Source organism: Enterobacter sp. RHBSTW-01064, from assembly GCF_014103035.1.
GTDB lineage: Bacteria > Pseudomonadota > Gammaproteobacteria > Enterobacterales > Enterobacteriaceae > Enterobacter > Enterobacter mori.
In genome coordinates, this window is record NZ_JABXOU010000010.1 from 32,876 (window position 1) to 51,762 (window position 18,887).

The window sequence follows — 18,887 nt, forward strand, 5'->3', positions numbered from 1 at the left end:
ATTAACTCGTTATACATACGCGTCACGATTAATTATTCTTTAACCCACTGAGTAACAAAGTATAATTTCACTTAAGGGGGCCATGTGGCAAACAGTCTTACAGCAATTTTCACCTCGCTTCTGGCGCTCCCCGACCTTGATCGGAACAGGATTGCAGAACTGCTTCAGCGCAATGATAAGAAGCCCATGCAGACCACATCACTTCGGTTGCGACCTGGTACCCGTCAACTGATTGATGAGCTGTCAGGCAAAATTGGAGTTTCTCAGTCAGAGTTGCTGAATATGGTAATTGAAGGCTCTTTTCGCGATATCTTCCTGCCATTCAGTAATACTGCAATCAGCGTTATAGACCGCTTTGAGCTACTGATGCAGTCACACGAGCTTAGCCCGACGGACATCGCAGAACTGCTGTCGTCATGGAATGTTCGGGTTAGTGTGCTACAGGACAGGGAACGTACAATGGACTATCTGTCCACCCCACTTCTCCAGGCGCTCGCTGATTGGTTTTTCGTTTCGCCTGGCTGGTTGTTTGGAAGCAACGTTCCCCCTGTCGACACAGGCAGCGCGAGTCATCAATGGCCACAAACGGAAGAAACTTTCCGGGAGGTAATTATTCCTTCAGCCGAAAATAAAAATGACAGTATTATTTTCTGGAAGACTGAAAATACAACTGAGGATAAAGAGCAGGAACGAAACGGCATATTAATTAAGAAGAAAATATCTTCATCTCAGCTGACGTATTTTCCGGTGCTATCCATTATTACGCGCACCCTGAGTACAGAGCAGGAATGCTGGAAAGAGCGACTCCTCAGGGAACACGCAGCAACAGGTACTATCCGCCCCGTCACCTTAGGTGCAGGGCTGGCAACAGCACTTGAACACGGAACAACGTTACCCGTACTTATATTCAGACAGCTTTAAACCACGCTGAAAATCTGAATTAAAAAAGAAAAAGAAAATTTTGATGCTGCCGCATCAGGACCTTCTTTTGCCCTAAATCCAGACAGGACTACAGGAAATTTACTTATGAAAAAGACTCACATTGCAAAAACACTGATATCTTCCGCCGTCATGATGGCATTTCATGCAGGAGCTGCAACCTCTTATATGGAAGCCCGCAGCGATGCGATGGGCGGGACTGGCGTAGCTTCCGCACATTACGGTACAGCTGCCTTATCCAACCCGGCACTCCTGACGAAATTTGGCGCGAACGATGACTTCAGCCTGGTGCTGCCGTCCGTAGGTGTCCAGGTAGCAGACCCAGATAATGCCATCGATAATACCGATGACGTAAAGGATCTGTGGAACAATTTTGACAATGCAGTTGACCGCCAGAGCGGTGTCAGCGAAAGTGCAGCCGCATTACGCAACAAGCTGGAAGACCTGAAGGACGTAAAAGCAAACGGACAGGTCGGGGCATCTGTCATTGCTACCACTCCTAATAAGGTGCTGCCATTTGCGGTTGTCGTGAAGTCCTGGGGCACCGTTTCCGTAAACGGCAAGGTCAGTGATCACGATCTACAGTATCTCGATAATATCGCCAGCGGCGCCATCCCGTCAGATATGGTAGACAAGGATGCACTAACGTCCCGCGCTTATGGTCGGGCCGCCGTTATCTCCGATGTCGGTGTGGCTATGGCGCACGAATTTGAAACTGCGGGACATAGCTGGTCACTGGGGATCACGCCCAAGTATCAACGCATCGATCTTTTCAACTACAGCGCAAAGGTAAACGACTTCGACAAAAATGACCTGAATTCGGATGACTACCGCAATACTAGAACCGGATTTAACGCCGACATCGGTCTGGCAACAAACCTCGGCGACAACTGGATGCTGGGTCTCGCGGTACAGAACATCATCGCCCGCACCGTTGACACTAAAGCAGTGAATGGTGAGAAAGAAACATTCAAAGTAAAACCACAGGCCACTGCAGGCGTGGCATGGAGTAACAGTATCCTGACCACCGCTCTCGATGTGGATCTGACCGAAGCCAGCCGCTTTGAGCGGGATGACAAACGCCAGTTCGCCAGTGTGGGTGCCGAGCTGAATGCCTGGAACTGGATGCAGGTACGCGCGGGTTATCGTCAGAACATGGTCTCCAGCGAGGGCAACGCTTTCACTGCGGGTCTGGGCTTCTCTCCTTTCGACGTAGTACATCTGGACCTGACCGGTATTGCAGGAACCGATCGGACCTACGGTGCGGTCGCACAGTTGCAGTTCACGTTCTGATAGTTTAGGGGAAGCCCGCAATGGGCTTCCTCTGCCGTTTCTTTGTGAGTTATCCCCCTGTGCACTGGCTGTAATCCCCCCGAACTTTCTCCCGCTGAGACCGTTGAAGATGAAATCTTTCCGATATGTACATGTATTGCATCAGATCAGCAGTGTTGCTTTCAGCAGCCTGATAACTGCGCCAGCCACCGGTTTTTTTATTCTGTTCATGTTATTTGGATTCAATCACTCGCTCGCCGACACCTTCCTCGAACAGGCCCGATCACTTACCGGTGATGCACCACCAGGCATGGTAAGAGAATGTAAACAATCAAACGATAGCGGCCCGCCATCTCCTCTTGTAATGCCTCAGGTATGCAAAACGGTATTAATTGATGAGGATGACTGGAAAGAGCGTGTTGACGATACCATCAGGCAGTTTTATCTCACTTTCTCTGTATTCGGACTTTTATTCTTGATGACCGCAAATAATCAACCATCTGAATTAATTGGCTGGATACGCAGGAAATGTAAACAACAAAATTAACGGCATCATAAGCCTCGCCCACTGAATCTTCTGGCTTTAATCTCCGTCGCCTCCGGCAAGGTAACTACCATGAATTATTTAATGCTTCCCGGCGTGTTGGCCATCTCCCTGCTCGCCGGCTGCCAGTCCTGGACTACGCCATCAACGCCTCCAGTTTCTCCTTCCCCCGACCGTTACGGCGCGGCCTCATCCGTCGCCGTTACCCGTCACACGCAGTATCAGATGTGGAATAACGGTGTCTGGTCCGGTTCGAAAACCGCGCCATCATCCATGGAGATCATTCGCTCCAACAGCGCTGACGTCTCTTTCGACTGGGAAGGTGATGCTGTGGAGCTACTGGATGAACTGGCGCGGGCACGTGGCCTGCAGTTCAACTACAGCGGCGTTCGCCTGCCCTTGCCCGTAACATTGCACGTTCGTGGCATGACGTTCAGCAATGTGTTGCGCGTTATCGAAGCGCAGACCGCATGGCGCGCAACCCTGAATCAGTACCCTGGGCTGCTCCAGCTCAACTTCATGCAACCGGAGACCAGAAAGAAATGAAATGCTTTCTCTTGTTACTATTCCCTGCTCTGCTCCTGACTGGGTGTGCAGGAGAGCGGCCGGCTTCACCGACAGATACAGGGGCACCACCTCCGGATATGCAGGCCTGGCTCAACCCGGAGCGACAAAGACCAGAAGGTCTGTCCGAAACGCGCTGGCAGATGCTTACTGATGCGGGCAGAACACTGGGATTCCGGGGAGGAAAATCCCAGCGGGCATGGGAGTTAACCCAGGCACTCAACGCCCGCGAATCCACCCTCAATGCCCTTTACGATTTCCGTCCACTTATCAGCCCTGAAGGCTGGCTTCCTCCGGTTATTGATGAAGCGCAGGACGTAGCACACATCACTCCTGATCAAATTCGCACAGCCTCAAAAGTCTGGACCATCATCCGACCGGAGCGATTCGTCAGTAACCCGCCCAGCTGGCGCAGCTGGCTACTACGCGGTCTGGCCACCACGGCAACCCCTGGCACAGAAGGTCTGGTTGTGCCGGAAGACAGCGCCCAGAGAAAGGTCTGGGAAGACGCACTGAAAAAAGGCTGGCAGGAAGGTCGCGAAAATGCCGATCTGACCTTTGAGGCCAGCATGAATCAACTTACCCGGGACTATCGCGGCATGATGCTTTACTCCCTGCTCTGGCGACGGGGCATGATTTCCCGACCGGAAGTGACCGAACAGCAGCAGACTGTTACTGGCAGCGGTCAAAAACTCGTTACCGGCGATCGTGTTCGCCGACTCAAATCACACGCATCGTTTGAGCTACAGAAGTCCCGCTGGCGCCCGTCCGTTACCATCCAGTAAGGAGTTTTTTCGTGAACATATCTGCTAGCCCTGACTCGTTCGGGCTTTTCCCGTTCAGCGGTGCCTATACCGCCGACGAGTTCAGGACATTTTTTGCCTGGTGTTCGGCACAGGGGGTCAGTGACGTGGATCTGGTTGGCGGCTCACCAGTTTCAGTGAGTCGTTATGGCCGACGTGAGAGAGTCTCAGACACCGTACTGCCGAATATCATGCTGGGAAATATGCTTGACGACCTGCTGGGGCCAGAGGTGCGCCCCCGAGTGCAGGGTGGAAGACCGCTGGACAGAGCCATTCAAATCGACGGCGACATGCATGGGCGATATGGCCTGGAAAGGGGGGAACGCGTGCGGCTACGTGCGCACATCATCCAGGGGACATCTGCCCGGGAAGAGAAGGCGCTCTCCGTCACTCTGCGTGTGATCCCCCACATCATTCCCGATTTTCTGAAGCTGGGTATCGAGCCCGATCTGGCGGCGGCAATGCTGCCAAAAACCGGGCTGGGTCTTATTTGCGGTGAAACGGGTTCGGGTAAATCAACGTTGCAGGCGTCGTTGTATCGCCACTGCCAGGACACACAGCCCGATCGCAAAATTGTGACCTACGAAGATCCAGTAGAGTACATTCTCGGCCGCCCCGACGACCTTCTGCCGCCGCATCAGGCTCAGGTAAGACGTGACGTCGCAAGTTTTGCAGATGGGCTTCGCTCCGCAATGCGCCGAAACCCGGAGGTCATCGGTATCGGGGAAATTCGTGACACGGAAACAGCAGAGGCTTCTGTCCAGGCCGGTGAAAGCGGACATTTAACCATCGGTACACTGCACTCTAAATCACCAGGTGAAACCCTGAACCGACTGCTTGGTCTGTTCCCGCCTCAGATTCGTGATGCACGCGCCTGGGAGATGCTTGGGATGTTACGGTTTATCGTAGTCCAGGTACTTGTCAGAACGACAGACGGCAAACGCCGGGCTCTCCGGGAATACATCGTCTTCGACGATGAGCTACGCGATGCACTACAGAATCTCCCGTCAGAGAAGTGGCCGGCCCACATCGATAACATCCTGAGACTGGAGAAAAGGCGCATTGTCGATCAAGTGCGTGAAGGTTACGTAACGGGTGATATAGACAGACACGAAGCGGCACTCTACCTACCGACACAGGAGCTTAGACATTGAAACGAGAAGGATTCTGGCGCTATGCCACACCGCCTGTCACCTTTTTTGGTATCCCGCTGCCGTTCCTGTTGCTGTATCTGGTCTGGTTTCGCTGGCCGTCCATGAAGACGCTGTATATCTGTTCCGCCATTCTGGGATTCTTTGTTGCCCTGAATTTCTTTGGCTGGAGTGTACGGGCTATCTGCCTGCGCGTGATAAGTACCTTCAGGGGAAAGATTGCCTCCGGTCGCCCCTGGTGGTACCGGCATTTTGTTGAAAAACCACGAGACTGGACTGGTCTCTGAACCCGATGTAACCCGTTCGTTCCCCAAAGCGCTCCCGCGCTACTCCCTCAATATCTTCCAGGAATGTGACCATGCAAAAAAGTCACCGCGTATGGCTTGCCGTACCTCACGAAGAGAAGGACGACGCCATCAACGCCCACCCGCGTCTCAGCGATGGGCAGAAAGCCCTTAAATGGGACGATGAGCACCGCCTCTGGTATGCCCGACCAGGAGCCGACCTGACCAGGTTCGAGCGATGGATGCCCCGCCCCCATGAACTGTCGATGAATGCGGACGATCCGGTAACAGAGTTTGCTCAAAAACTTGAAGAAGCAGGACTGCTGGTTAAGGGGCTCCCCGTGATGGATGGAAGCCTTCAGCGCGTACCGACGAAACAGGACAAGAAAGGTTCGAAAAGCGGAGCTTACAAGGCTTACCTGGACGGGCGCCCTGCCGGATGGTACCGCGATTATCGCAGCGCCGACGCTAAACCGACGCAGTGGGTGTTTTCAGGTGGTGGCGAGATGGATCCGCTTGCGCGTCTTCATCTCCGTGCACACGCCCAGCAAACGCGTGAAGACAATGCCCGTGCTCTGAAGCAACAGTACAACCGGCAGGCGGAGTACGCCGCCCGGTATGTTGAACGTTACCCGCAGGCTACAACGAACGCCTATCTGACCCGTAAGGGTGTGGAGGCTGCGCCGGGTATAAGAATCAACGATAAGCAAGAACTTGTGATCCCCTTCAGCAATGCGCATGGCGACATACGCTCTTACCAGCGTATTCCGCTCACCGGCGGAAAAGACGCCCGCATCCTTAAAGACAGTGAAAAAACAGGTAACTGGTTTGCACTGGGGACGCCACAGAATGGCCTGCCTTTGCTGTTTGCTGAAGGGTATGCCACAGCAGCCTCTCTGCATGAGGCATCAGGTCTGCCGGTACTGATGACGGTTGATGCGGGAAACATGATTGCCGTTGGCCAGAATGCTCGTGCCGTCTGGCCTGACAGTCCTTTTATTTTCTGTGCAGACAATGATCATCAGCTGAAGAATGCGCAGACAGGACAACCTGAAAACAAGGGCATCCTGAGCGCTGAGAAAGCGGCAGAACTCACGGGCGGCAGAGTCATCGTCCCTGATTTCACCGAAGAAGAAAAAGCACGCTTGCTGACGGACTTCAACGATCTCGATATCAGCCGGGGCAGAGAAGCCTTCTGTGAGCACATCAGCGACCGCCTCAGGTCTGCCGGCATCGATATCCGGACAGACTACGCACCCAACGATGCACAATTTCTCTCACAACAGGACCCAAAAATGGAAAATCTGGAAAGCCAGGAATCCGGCCAGTCTTCGATTGCCCCGGATGAACCTGTCGTTATTCCGTCTGAAAGCCACAGGCTGGATGAGTCAGTAAACCCAGCGCCTCCCGCCCCGCCTGAACCTGAAATAATCTCTCCGGCAGCGGTGATGCCGCCCGATGAAGCCAGTATCAGTGCGGCACCGGTTGAGAATAAGGCTGAACACGATGAACCCGCCCCCACGTCCCTGCGAGACGCTGATGTTTTACTTCCTGATACGCAGAGCACCACGGACGGGACGATCGTGACGTCTTCTGCGGATGCCGGTCAGCGTAGTCATAGTGCCGTCGAATCAGGATCGAATATACCGGTTCCTGACCTCGATGATTATGCAGACATACGTGCGCAGATGGACGACCCACAATTTGCTGAATGGGTGAACAGTCAGTCTGATGACATTCCCCATATGCCTGCTCAGGAACGACAGACAGACCATGAACTACCAGAAACGGGTAAACAAACCCTGAAGCCTGAGGCTGCGTCACATGAAACAGACGCTGAGTCTCCGGAGCCGATCGTTCCTGAATTACCAATCCCTCCACAGCCCCCCGGAGCAACATCAACCGGGCAAAAACAGGAGCAGACGCAGACTGCCGATGTGGATCAAAACACGTCAGAGTCCTCCCCGGGCAGGAAGGAAACGGCAAAGAGTGAGGTGCATGAAGCGGATGGGCTTGTCTACGGACCGCGAAGACCGGAACCGCTTCAGCGAGAAGATCTCGATGAAATCATTAAAGCCCTGTCAACGGAAGAACAGCGTGACAATAAGGTGCTTTACCGTCTCGACGGGGAAGATGCGTTTCACGATCTCGGCAACCGTCTCGAAATGTGTAACGGTGCGAGTGAGGACAAGCGCAAGGTGCTCGCCGCGCTGGCCGTGGCATCACGCTATTACGGCGGCGTGGTGGAGCTCACCGGCAGTACGCAGTTTAAAGAGCAGGCCATGCGGCTCATTATTGAATATGACCTCGATATCCGAATGAAGCTGCCTGCGCAGCGCGCGCAGCTTGAGGATATGCGGCAACAGTTTGGGGCAACCAGGGATTCAGTCACAACGCATATTCCTACGCCGGACCTGAACCGACAGACTCCATCACCTGATGCCGCATCGCCAGTGTCACCGGCAACAGCCGCCCCCGAAGCTGTTACCCCTGACGCTCCGGGCATACCCGTGCCCCCCGTATCACCGACGCCGTCAGCACAGGCAACTGCCGCAAAGCAGCCTGCCGTTTCACCCTCAACAGAGCCTGTAGCGCCTAAGCAGGCCGACAGCATCCGGGTCCCTGATATGCCCGCTGAGCCCGCCCCCTCTGCACTGAAACCAGGCCAGAGCGTCACGGCGGTCCTCAAGAACTTTGGTGAAGCGATGTACGAAAATAAAGAGCAAAAGGGCAAGAGCTTCTTTATCGAGCTACAGAACCGCGGTGGAAGTCATACCTACTGGGGGCAGGATTTACGGGAGCTGATCGCGCACCACAAAACCGGCGATGTGGTCACGCTGACGCTCAATTCCCGTGACAGCTGGCAGGTACCTGGTGAGGAAAAAGAGCGCGTAAAAAATAACTGGTCATTGACGTCCGCCTCAACAGGTCTTGCCGTGGCACATGATCGACCGGAGCAGGGACAGCCTCTTCAGGCTTTCCCGGTCGATACGTTTGGCCGCCTCACACAGCAAATCCGACAGGCCTGGCCTGAGTACACCACAGACCTGAAGCTGCCACCTCGCCTGGAAGAGCGTCAGTTTTATCTGGGCGAAGACAGGCATCCTGTAAAGTCACCGGTAGCCGCGGCCAGCATTTCGCCACCGTCCACGGAAGCACCAGACAGGCTGGTACCCGTCATGGCCTCTATGGACACACAGTCAAACCAGTTAGATCTTCTGCTTGTCCAGTCTGCGGGGGAACACCTGCAGGGGATGGTTCGTCTGGATGGAACGCTGTATCCGGCACTGGCCACGCCAACCACAGACAACAGTCAGCTGGTTATTAATGCCATCACCGATGACGGTCCCCGCTTTGTAGGCTACGGACAGGCGGTGAATTTCGAACCCGACGGCACCACACGTGCCGCACCTCAGCTGATGACGTTCCACCTGAAAGGTCGGGAAGAGGATACACCGCTTCCCGCCCGGCTCTACACACCGGAAAAACAGGCAGATACCTTGTTCCAGCGCCTCGGTTTTGAACAGACCTGGAAACAATGGGATGACGCCCGAAAGCCGGAGGGCAGACAGGAAAAAGCGCTTCATCAGGAACACTCCCACAGCCCCGGCCGCTAAGCCGATAAGGAGAGAGAATGCGATATCACATGCTTAAAGCCGGACTTTTGTCCGGCTTCATGCTTTTTTCTGCCGCCGCTGCGGCGGCAACCTGCCGAGCAGGAAGTGCTGCTGAAGCGGGTAGCCAGGCTGGTTATGAGCGAGCCAGGGCGGCCGCAACAGCCTGGGAACAGCGCGAAAGCAATGTCTCATCCTCCCTGCAGTCCTGTCTGTCCCGTATCAAGAACGTCAAGGTGACCCTGCCGCAATTCCCCGGGCTCGATGAAATCATTTCGCAACTGGAAAATAAGGTCTGCGAAGCGGCCCTGGATAAAGTCAACGAACAGATCCCAGACAACATCGATCCCTGGAAAAACTTCAACTCCTGAAACCTATGACAAAACAGACACAATCAGCCCCCCCTGCAAAGGGGCGGGCCCCCTCCCCTGCGGAGGATCCGCTGAAAAACGCCGTGAACATGATGAAAACGGCAGAAAAACGCCAGAAAATGGCACCAGAGCTGATGAAGAGTAACCTCCTGCTGGGGAGTGGCCTGCTTATCAGCATCATCCTCAATGCTGGCCTGACCTGGGCTCTGATACAACAGCCACGGGATTACTTTGCCACCGACAGTGGGCGCCTGGTTCGCCTGGCTCCCACTTCCGAACCAGCATGGAGCCAGGACGATGCCATCGCCTTTGGCAGCAAGGCTCTGATGCGGGCCTTTAACCTGGACTTCGTTCATTATCGTGAACAGGTATCCTCTACAGCATCGCTGTTCTCTGAAGCAGGACACGCCAGTTACATCCAGGCGCTAACCAACTCCAATATCTACGATGCCCTGAAACGCGAGCGTATGAATCTTACCGGCTCCGTAGGGGCTGGTGTCGTCATCAGGCGTGGGCGTCTGTCTGACGGAACCTGGTTCTGGACAATGCAGTATCCGGTACGTTTGCGCCTGGTTGGGCAGACGACCAGCAAGCCTGAACAACCGTTTGTTTTCGAAATTACCATCCAGCGCGTAGATCCACGACAGAAACCCGTCGGGATGGAAATCCGCCAGATGATCTCACGCAACGCTCCCCGCAACCTCTGAGGCTCCCGCCATGAAACTTCGTTATCTCATGACCACACTACTACTGTGTGGTCCGGCCCTCGTGGCCGCCGCTGACAATACTGGCTGGCAGGATGCCAGGACGCCTGGTGCAACAACTGCCGCCGCTCCTCAGGGGGCAGAAGCGCAAACAACAGGTGTACCGGCAACCCGGATTAGTGGAGAGCTCCCGCCCCCGGAACAAAGCTCGCCGCTGGTAGATGAGGCAGCAGGTTTAGACTCGCCTCTGTCAGCGGATGAGATACGCGAATTGAGGCTTCGACTGACCGACAACGAGCGTTCTGTAAATGCCCCAATGATAAGCGTGGTTCCGCGTATCAGTTCATTAACCCTCAATCTTTCTCCAGGCGCCAGTATCCCGCTGGTACGCACGGCCATGAATAACCAGAGCGTCGTCACCCTGACGGACATCAGTGGCGCACCGTGGCCACAGTCAGATCCGCCAATTAATGCCAGCCCGAAGAGTTTTGATGTGAAGTTCAATGCTGGAACCAACATGCTGGCCATAACACCACTGCGCCCGTGGGCTGCAGGGAATATTTCCGTATATCTGAAAGGGCTTGATGTTCCAATCATGATCAATGTGACAAGTGGTGAGACAGACACCCGTACTGCCAGTCAGGAGATCGACAGTCGGCTGGATTTACGCGTCCCGCGTCTGGGTCCTGGCTCAGCAGCCCCGGGCGTACCCGTCGATAAAATCGCACTCCACAGCGCCACGTTGCAGGCTTTTCTGGATGGCACACCACCAGAAGATGCCCGTCGCCTTAAATTCCAGGGCAACGCCCCTGACACTGCGATCTGGCAAAGCGGTGATGATCTGATGGTCCGTTCCCGCGCAATGCTGCGCGACGAGTTTGAACAGACACTCTCTTCAGCGGATGGTACGCATCTCTGGAAACTCCCCGTCACCCCGTTACTGACCTTCTCAGTAAACGGGAAATCCGTTCACGTCACGCCGGAGCTTCAGTAATGAGCGCAGAACAGGATGCCGGTAAGAACGGCAAAAAACTTTTTTCAATAATTGGATTTAGTGCCCTGGTTTTAGTGACCGCGGGTTATCTGGCCATGTCGTGGCTGACACATGACCCTTCAGGAACAGATTCTGCCGTCAACCTTAACGGTACGGCCTCAAGTGCCGTAACCACCACGACGGAGAGCCCGCGTTACCGTGAACTGCTTAAAGCCTCAAACGATTTAGGTGCGCAGGAAGCCGCACGGACCGATTCATCCTTTATCGCCAGTCTCCCGGTCGGCCTTGAAGTCACGGAACCCCCTCCGGATAAGGTGCCAGAAACAAAACCGGTGGACCTGCCACCTCCGCCGCCAGCAGCATCACGCCATGCGGAAAACCCGGCCGGAGAAGAGCAGGCAAACGAAAAGCGCCAGGCTCAACTGCAAAAACTGCTTAAGCGGATCAGTGACGCACAGACTGGCGGCGATGCACCGGTGCTGGCAACTGCCCTGGCAAGTGTTACGCAGACATCGCCAGCGACTGGCACAAGAAACCTGGCAGAGACAAAAACTGAAACAGAGAGTGCACAGGTCTTCATCCACGCACTTACGCGTGCGGCCGGTTATATGGAGACTGCCGTGGATTCAGATAACCCCAACTCAGAGGTTGTTGCGGTTATTCCTGCCGGGCCGCTGGCTGGCGCAAGACTTCACAGTTCGTCAGTAAAACTTGCCGGCAATGGACTGGATATCAGATTTACCAGTATGAGCTGGAACGGCATGGAGCTGAACGTCAATGCAAGCGCACAGAGTGAGAAAAACCTGATGTCTTCTGTGGCCTCCGATGTTAACCATCGATGGGGAACACACATCGTTCTGCCCGCTGTACTGGGAGGTCTTGGTGATCTTGGCGGTCTGTACAAGGATGCTGACACTCAGGTTATGCAGTCCAGTGTCGGTACCGTCACCGGACGAGTGGGTAAACCTGATGGCAGCACAGTGGCTGGCGTAATGGTTGGCGGCACAGCCCAGACCGGGGCGGAAGTCATCAAACAGGAGATGGCCCGTGAGCCGTTCCGCCAGGTCACCGTGAAGCAGAAAGAAGTTATCTCCATTCTCTTCGTTGACTCGGTTACTTCTGACGACATTGTCAGCAGCAATAAAGCGGCCCGCCCCGCAATCAATAGCACCTTATCAGCACCCGCTGCCGCAGAGCAGCAAACCGAAACCCGCCTGCAGGAAGCCATCGCGCGCCGCCAGGCTGAAATCCGTCGTCAGTATGGCGATACCGTACCCGTGAGGAACAATGATGAACCAGAAAATTGATATGCCTGAAGAAGAAACACTGGAAAGCGAGGATGATTTTGGCGCGCCAGATCCTCGCGAGAAACCGCCCTTCTGGAAGCGAGACCTGCTGTTTGGCTATTCTCTGCCGTGGCTTCTCGGGATAACGCTTCTGGCAGTGGCCAGCCTCTGGTACCTGTTCGGTCCATCACTGTCATTGACGAATAATACGCCGTCTGAAACCAGCTTCAGTGAAGTTGAAAATACACTCGACGGTGCACAGCATAGTACGGTTGAGTCTGTTCCGCAGCAGGCTGTCTCGCCAGCCGCGGCGCAACCGGCGGCACATACGTCCCTGCCAATGGCTCAGGACGACAGGGCGAGCATGATGACGGATATCCGTGACGAGCTGAACGATCGTGACCGCAAGATAAATGACTCTCTGACGTCGCTGAAAGACAGCGTTACGCGCCTGTCTGATGCTATCAAAAGGGATGAGGCTTACGCAGTAGAAACGCGTGCACAGCTTAATGAGCTGACACAGAAGCTGGCTGTTCTGGAAACCCGCGTAAGCACCTCTGATGCCTCAAAAACAGCTTCCCGGCCCCAAAAACGGCAGACAACCAGTGCTGTTGCAGGCATGAAAATCATGTCGCTGGAAGCAGGAATGGCGTGGATCAAATGGCAGGGCAGTACCTGGTCAGTCCGGGAGGGGGATACGCTGGGTAAAGTCACTATTCGTCAGATTGATCCTGCCACGCGCTCTGTGGTGACAACCGGAGGAACCCTGCGCTAATGGCACTGGATGCCGTCACGCTAATAGAGAATCTTGCTTCGGGCATCTTCACCGCTGGGCTGGATTTATTATTCAGCTGGTCCGAGATGATTGGTTTTTTTGGCCTCATCGCACTTCTGACCCGGCAACGTTCCAGTCGAAGTCCATTGTCCCCGGGCAAGTTTGCTATTGGCCTTTTTTCCTGCGCCGCGCTGGTATCTCTCCCCTCCATCATTAATGCCAGTGGTGCGCAGCTTGGCTTTGGCGCCACATCTTTTGATGCAATCGCGTATGTGCAACCCGCCACCTACGGCGTTGCTGCCGGGGCTGCTAACGCCGTACTTTCTCTGGTCCGGCTAGCAGGAGTGGGGTTTGTCTATGCGGCACTCGATATGTTTCGACGATCAGAGCTTGAGGGGCACACCGCACTCAGTTCAAGTGAAAGCATTCGCGCTGCGACAGTAAAACTGTTTGCAGGGACCGGTATGGTCTTTTCACCTCAGCTCATCGATGCCGCACTTGCCACTCTCGGCCTCTCTTTTTAACACACTTCGTTTTTTTATAACCCAAGGAGACACTATGTCACTTTTCCGTGCTATTTCCGCGCGTCTTTATGCCGTCGTTATTTTCTGCCAGCTGACCATGATGCAGTGCCGCGAGCGCATGATTCAGGGGCTGTGTGCTCTGGTCACGTTCCTGTTACCCGGCATGGCCTTCGCTGATGGCGATCTCGCCGATATGTTTGGTAGCGCCGCCTCTGGTGCCAAAAGCGGTAAAACTTCCGGTCTGGAAATTGCCCAGGCGATCGGTGTGTTCATCTTCATCGGTTCACTGCTGTCCTTCAAAAAAGTGGGCACCAATCCGCAGATCACTGTAGGCCGCTGCTGTGCAGGTCTGGCCATCGGCGCACTACTGGCCGTAGTCCCTGAAATTATGGGACGAACCCAGAAACAGCTCGGTACCAGCTCTGTCAATATCAGCTAACCACAGGAAAGGGTCGGTGTTTACCGACCCTTTCAGGAGAAAACGATGAGCAAAAAGAAAAAGACACCTGACTGTCCATGGCTACATCCGCTTCCGGTTCCTGATGTTGTCCATTCCACAGCCCCTTTACTTCCTCCCCCCGAGAGCGTTTCTGGAGGGCGGTGTTATTGCTGTAGTGCTGACATGAAACATCTGTTTGTGTTACCGGAATCCCTGCCATTATCCCGACTTGCGGAAGACGCGCAGGATGCCAGGACCCGACTCGTCAGAGCGAAAGACACGCTGGCTCAGCTGGAGTCACGTCCCACCCCGCAGGTACCGGTTGAATATGAGAAACACGCCCGGGCTCTGAAAGCTGCCCGGACCGGGATGCAGCACGCATCACTTGCCGCCCGCCGGATTGCTTTGCGACACATCCCCAAAACACTGCTGACCGACACCAGTCTGCTGTCTGACATCGAACATGCTGAATTAGAACGGCTCACGACACCGTTTCACCTCTGTTACCTCTGCCATGCCTGGCATGCCCTCAACGGATTTGCTGCTGCTCAGGGGGTCATGGTCTGGCTACCGGACCTGCACCCACGTAATGTTGTTGCCCTGAACCGAAAAGCCCTGCAGGCCGTCTTCAGCACCAGACCAGGCGAGGTTCGGGAAGGCCGTCGGGTACTGTCGGAACTGACCCGCCATCGTCTTCCTCTGGAAGAACGTTTCGGGGGATGGCGACCAGCTGACTATGCAGATGCGCTTAAACGTTTCCCGCCAGTCATGCGCGATGAAATGCGACAAAAAATGAACGGAGTGGCGTTGATCCTGACACCGGATTCAGTGACGGACAGTGACGTTCTGTCAGGAGCCTCGCAGACAACAATATTATCCTCACAGTCATCTGGTACCACTGTCACGTAAACCTAACGCAAGCCTTATCCCGCAGATGCGCCCACAGAAGCGCCTCGCCCATCAATACACGCCATTCCGGTGGAGTCTTCGCAGCTATGAATATCAACCGCCTTGTCTTCACTATTGAAGACGTTATGAATACCTGTTCCCGTTTCGCCGTCTCTGCTGACTTTGTCGACTACTGCGACATTCGTACGGTGATCGGACTGGACAAACAAGATCTGGAGCTCAGACCCTGGCTGGAAGCGCCTTATATAGGTGTCACCCATCATGGCTATTTCCTTTCTGTATTCGAAATATCCGGGGCATTGCGTGAAATGTCGGAAACAGCCTCAGACGATCATCCGGATGCGTTTGAAGGAATGATCGCGCACCTCGCGTCCACGCTCAGCACCACCTGGAAAAATATCGGCCATAAACTGGCCTTCATTTTCGAACGTGACCCGGAAAAAGGGCGTGACGAAGTCAGCGCCATGATCGCCCCGCAAATGCGTTCAATTCAGCACATCGGCGTCCAGCTGGATGACCTGCTTAATGAGAAGATCAATGTCATTTCTCCGTGGCTTGTTCGTGAGCGCTGCTGGCTTGCCGTCTGGAGCTCTCCGACACTGGTGAGTCATCAGGAACGAACCGATTTTAACGCCACCGTTCGGGCCATTCAGGATAAAGCACCTGTCGCGCGCTTTGGTCAGGAGCCCTGGCGCTGGCAAATGTCTGGTCTGAAGATCCGGCACGACAGCTTTATCACCACTCTTGAAAAAGCACTCGTACGCGGTGGAGACGGCTTGCTTGTCCGCCTGCTTGATGTGCCTGAGTTCTGTAATGAAATCAGACGTGAAACAGCACGCAACAGCACATCGGCCGCATGGCGCCCGGCATTACCGGGGAAGGCTGCGCCAGCGGGGGCGCTTCAGGAGGGCGACGCTACAGCACTGCTAGCTCCCTTCCTGAATCTTCAGGTATTTGGTTGTACGCCAGAAACAGAAGGTAATCTGGTGCATGCAGGGGGGCTGTGGCACGGCATGGTGGCCATAACACTTCCGCCTCAGCATCCCCGCCCCTTCAATGAGCTTGTGAAATTGGTTCCACGTTCCGTTCCCTGGCGCATACGAATCGACATCATGCCTGGCGGGATGAAAGCGCTGGGCTGGAAAAAGACTATTTCATCATTTGGACAATTTATTCCCTCTATTCGCCCACTTTACGACGCTTTCACACAGCTGGCTGCAACGGATGAACGCGATCCGGTCTGCGTGATGACCATTGTGGCGTCCACCTGGGGGCATACCCGGGAAATATGCTCCCGTAATCAGATGCTGCTTGAATCAGCGTTGCAGGGCTGGGGAGTCTGTAACACTACCACCACATTCGGTGATCCTCGCAGGGGATGGGTCAACAGTATGCTGGCCGCGTCAGCGGGCTCCGGCCCTGTTCCGCTTTACCCGCCACTCTCCCATGCGCTATCGATGTTGCCCTTCAACCGACCAGGTACCGTCTGGCGAGGGGAAGGCAACCTGATGCTGCACACGGAAGACGGATGCGCCTGGGAAGTCGGGCTGGGGTCTTCTCGCCAGAACAAGCATACCGAACTTGCCCCTGGCGATTCGGGTCTGGGTAAATCGGTACTGATTAATACCCTGACGGAAATACAGGTATCTTCCGCCCAGGTTTCGCTTCCTTATGTGGCTCACATTGATAAAGGATTCAGCGCGATGGGGTTAATCCAGCTGATACGTGACAGTCTGCCAGAAGAGCGAAAGGACGAAGCAGTCGGCATCATACTCAGCAACGACCCGTCTAAGTCACGCAATGTCTTCGACATCCTGTACGGCGCTCGTAAGCCAGTGACACCAGAGAAGCAATTTATCGCGTCCATGTTGACGGCCTTCTGTATCGAACCGGATAAAGGGACCCCGCCTAACCCTACAGATACCCGGCAAATAGTGAACCGCCTGATTGATCTGGCGTATGACATGCGTAGTGGTATTGAGCCAAACATGTTCCGTTCAAACGTAGAGCCAGAAGTGGATGCGGCACTGGAGTTATCCGGTTTGTGGGGTGAGCACGATCCGGAGTGGTGGACCGCGACACCATGGTACGAAGTACGTGACCTCCTGCATGAACGTGGACAGTTATCTGCAGCTCAGCGGGCACACTACCAGGCGGTACCAGAACTTGCTGATATGCCCGCGCTACTACGCAGTGAGGTCATTCAGGAGACTTTTGGCCGGATACAGCGTAACGGCTCACAGGAGCCCCTGGTGGAGTACATTGAGCGCTGCATGATTCAGGCCCGACAGGACTACCCAATGATGGCCAGTCGGACTCGTTTTGCGCTGAACCCGAACACACGCATTATTGCCGTAGACTTAAACAACGTCGCCGGCGATAAGACCCCGGCAGGCAGACTGAAAACCGGCATCATGTTCCTCTTTGCTGGCCACATCACTGCGGGTGATTTTTTGCTGCCGCAGTATCAGGATGAGGTAATGCAAATACTGCCGGAAGCCTACCTCCCGGGCATTATGCGACGCATCAACCAGCTCGATAGTGAAATGAAAACCAAAATCTATGACGAACTGCACAACGTCAAAGGCATTGATTTCATCTTCGAAGCACTGGATACGCAGGATCGTGAACAACGTAAGTTTGGTATCCGCACGGTGCTAAGTACCCAGTTCCTTACCGACTATCCGAAAAGCCTGCTCGACTCTGCCAACACCCTCTGGCTGCTGCGCTTCCGCCAGGAAGATATTCCACTTTTACGGGACAGTTTTAAGATCCCCGAACACAATCTTCATGCATTCCTGCGTATGCCAGCTGGTCCGGCTGCAGACGGTAGTGGCGTACCGATGCTATGTATGATGCGCACAACCCAGGGGACGCTGGCACGGATTGTCCGGTTTACGCTCGGACCGCTGGAGCTGTGGTCGCTTAACTCAGACAAAAAAGACGGCGCGCTACGCAGAAATCTCTCGGATACGATCGGTACTGCCCGTGCCCGTCAGTTACTGGCGGAGAAGTTCCCTCGCGGATCCGCGAAAAAACTCATTGAGTACAGGGAGCGTAACAGTGGCGCCCGTGGTGATAAGGGCGTCATCGAATTGATGGCAGACGAAATGATAAATGAGCTGGGGTATGACCTTTGATGTGTTCCATCCACCTGACGCCACGTTGTCGCCGCCCGGTAAAGGGCCAGGTCAGTCTTTCCCGCCTGGTGATCGATGCAGACGGCGTGGAGTTCGTCCTGCCGTCCCGGCACTTCCGTACGGACAGTGCAGTGAACTCCCGGGCGGTATACGCGACCGATCGCCGGGCAACGCAAGAGGCCTGTGGCGTGCTTCTTTCACTCAAAGCGCGACCACGCCAGCTGGTCACAACAGCCATCTGGCAGGTCAATGAGCCAGGCGAACCGGTGCGGGAATCGCGTCATGTGGTCCAGTGGTTGCTACCTGAAAATACAGGGGCGGTGTTAACTGATGATATATGGTTATGGCCGGAGGGGGCAGATACCCCACAACTCAGCCCGGGAGACTGGCCGGTACTGGATATCACCCCTCCAGCTCATGCAAGAATCACGCGTCGTGGGCTGACAATCATAGACACCCGCAGCCGGGAAGGACGTATCAGCAGACGCTTCCAGACCTTCCCTCTGGTCGCCCTCGCCCCCGGCACACAGTCACCCCGCCTTCCCGACGTGTTTACCCCGCTCAAATAAACGGA

18 protein-coding genes are annotated in these 18,887 nt (G+C 54.8%); all 18 read left to right on the plus strand.

The window, feature by feature from the left end:
• Positions 1–84: 84 nt before the first annotated feature.
• The 18 genes from HV355_RS22355 (at position 85) to HV355_RS22440 (ending at position 18,882) form a co-directional block, all read left to right on the plus strand.
• Positions 85–921 carry a hypothetical protein gene (locus HV355_RS22355; protein ID WP_182403516.1) on the plus strand — a complete coding sequence of 279 codons (837 nt, stop codon included), beginning with the start codon at positions 85–87 and terminating at the stop codon, positions 919–921.
• A 105-nt stretch (positions 922–1,026) separates the two neighbouring features.
• A complete protein-coding gene (locus tag HV355_RS22360) occupies positions 1,027–2,232 on the plus strand; it encodes a conjugal transfer protein TraF (protein ID WP_182403518.1) in 1,206 nt (401 codons plus the stop codon).
• A gap of 109 nt (positions 2,233–2,341) precedes the next feature.
• A complete protein-coding gene (locus HV355_RS22365; protein WP_182403521.1) occupies positions 2,342–2,758 on the plus strand; it encodes a hypothetical protein in 417 nt (138 codons plus the stop codon).
• A gap of 69 nt (positions 2,759–2,827) precedes the next feature.
• Positions 2,828–3,301, plus strand: a complete 474-nt coding sequence (locus HV355_RS22370) for a DotD/TraH family lipoprotein (RefSeq protein ID WP_045891802.1) — start codon at positions 2,828–2,830, stop codon at positions 3,299–3,301.
• Complete coding sequence (locus HV355_RS22375; RefSeq protein WP_022649986.1) at positions 3,298–4,104, plus strand: type IV secretory system conjugative DNA transfer family protein; 807 nt, start codon at positions 3,298–3,300, stop codon at positions 4,102–4,104. Before HV355_RS22370 ends, HV355_RS22375 begins: the two co-directional genes overlap by 4 nt.
• Before the next feature lie 11 nt (positions 4,105–4,115).
• Positions 4,116–5,276, plus strand: a complete 1,161-nt coding sequence (traJ, locus tag HV355_RS22380; protein ID WP_059291090.1) for a plasmid transfer ATPase TraJ — start codon at positions 4,116–4,118, stop codon at positions 5,274–5,276.
• Entirely contained in the window at positions 5,273–5,560 is a 288-nt protein-coding gene (locus tag HV355_RS22385) for a hypothetical protein (RefSeq protein ID WP_022649988.1), read from the plus strand. Before traJ ends, HV355_RS22385 begins: the two co-directional genes overlap by 4 nt.
• Positions 5,561–5,631: 71 nt before the next feature.
• Positions 5,632–9,174, plus strand: coding sequence for an LPD7 domain-containing protein (locus tag HV355_RS22390; RefSeq protein ID WP_182403523.1), 3,543 nt, complete (start codon positions 5,632–5,634; stop codon positions 9,172–9,174).
• 17 nt (positions 9,175–9,191) lie between these two features.
• A complete protein-coding gene (locus HV355_RS22395) occupies positions 9,192–9,542 on the plus strand; it encodes a hypothetical protein (RefSeq protein ID WP_022649990.1) in 351 nt (116 codons plus the stop codon).
• 89 nt (positions 9,543–9,631) lie between these two features.
• Positions 9,632–10,249, plus strand: a complete 618-nt coding sequence (locus HV355_RS22400; protein ID WP_179297403.1) for a DotI/IcmL family type IV secretion protein — start codon at positions 9,632–9,634, stop codon at positions 10,247–10,249.
• Between the two features lie 10 nt (positions 10,250–10,259).
• Positions 10,260–11,240 carry a DotH/IcmK family type IV secretion protein gene (locus tag HV355_RS22405; RefSeq protein WP_182403525.1) on the plus strand — a complete coding sequence of 327 codons (981 nt, stop codon included), beginning with the start codon at positions 10,260–10,262 and terminating at the stop codon, positions 11,238–11,240.
• Positions 11,240–12,547: a conjugal transfer protein TraO gene (gene traO / locus HV355_RS22410; RefSeq protein WP_182403527.1), complete on the plus strand. Its 1,308-nt coding sequence runs from the start codon at positions 11,240–11,242 to the stop codon at positions 12,545–12,547. The genes HV355_RS22405 and traO overlap by 1 nt, the downstream gene beginning before the upstream one ends.
• Positions 12,528–13,301 (plus strand): conjugal transfer protein TraP, encoded by a 774-nt coding sequence (traP, locus tag HV355_RS22415; protein ID WP_123839398.1) that lies wholly within the window; start codon positions 12,528–12,530, stop codon positions 13,299–13,301. The genes traO and traP overlap by 20 nt, the downstream gene beginning before the upstream one ends.
• A complete protein-coding gene (gene traQ / locus HV355_RS22420; protein ID WP_022649995.1) occupies positions 13,301–13,825 on the plus strand; it encodes a conjugal transfer protein TraQ in 525 nt (174 codons plus the stop codon). Before traP ends, traQ begins: the two co-directional genes overlap by 1 nt.
• Before the next feature lie 34 nt (positions 13,826–13,859).
• Positions 13,860–14,264, plus strand: a complete 405-nt coding sequence (locus HV355_RS22425; RefSeq protein WP_022649996.1) for a DUF6750 family protein — start codon at positions 13,860–13,862, stop codon at positions 14,262–14,264.
• Between the two features lie 183 nt (positions 14,265–14,447).
• Positions 14,448–15,173, plus strand: coding sequence for a hypothetical protein (locus HV355_RS22430; RefSeq protein ID WP_063864836.1), 726 nt, complete (start codon positions 14,448–14,450; stop codon positions 15,171–15,173).
• Positions 15,174–15,259: 86 nt separating this feature from the next.
• Positions 15,260–18,313, plus strand: coding sequence for a conjugal transfer protein (locus tag HV355_RS22435; protein WP_049222022.1), 3,054 nt, complete (start codon positions 15,260–15,262; stop codon positions 18,311–18,313).
• Positions 18,310–18,882, plus strand: a complete 573-nt coding sequence (locus tag HV355_RS22440; RefSeq protein ID WP_165593113.1) for a conjugal transfer protein TraV — start codon at positions 18,310–18,312, stop codon at positions 18,880–18,882. Before HV355_RS22435 ends, HV355_RS22440 begins: the two co-directional genes overlap by 4 nt.
• Positions 18,883–18,887: the final 5 nt, after the last annotated feature.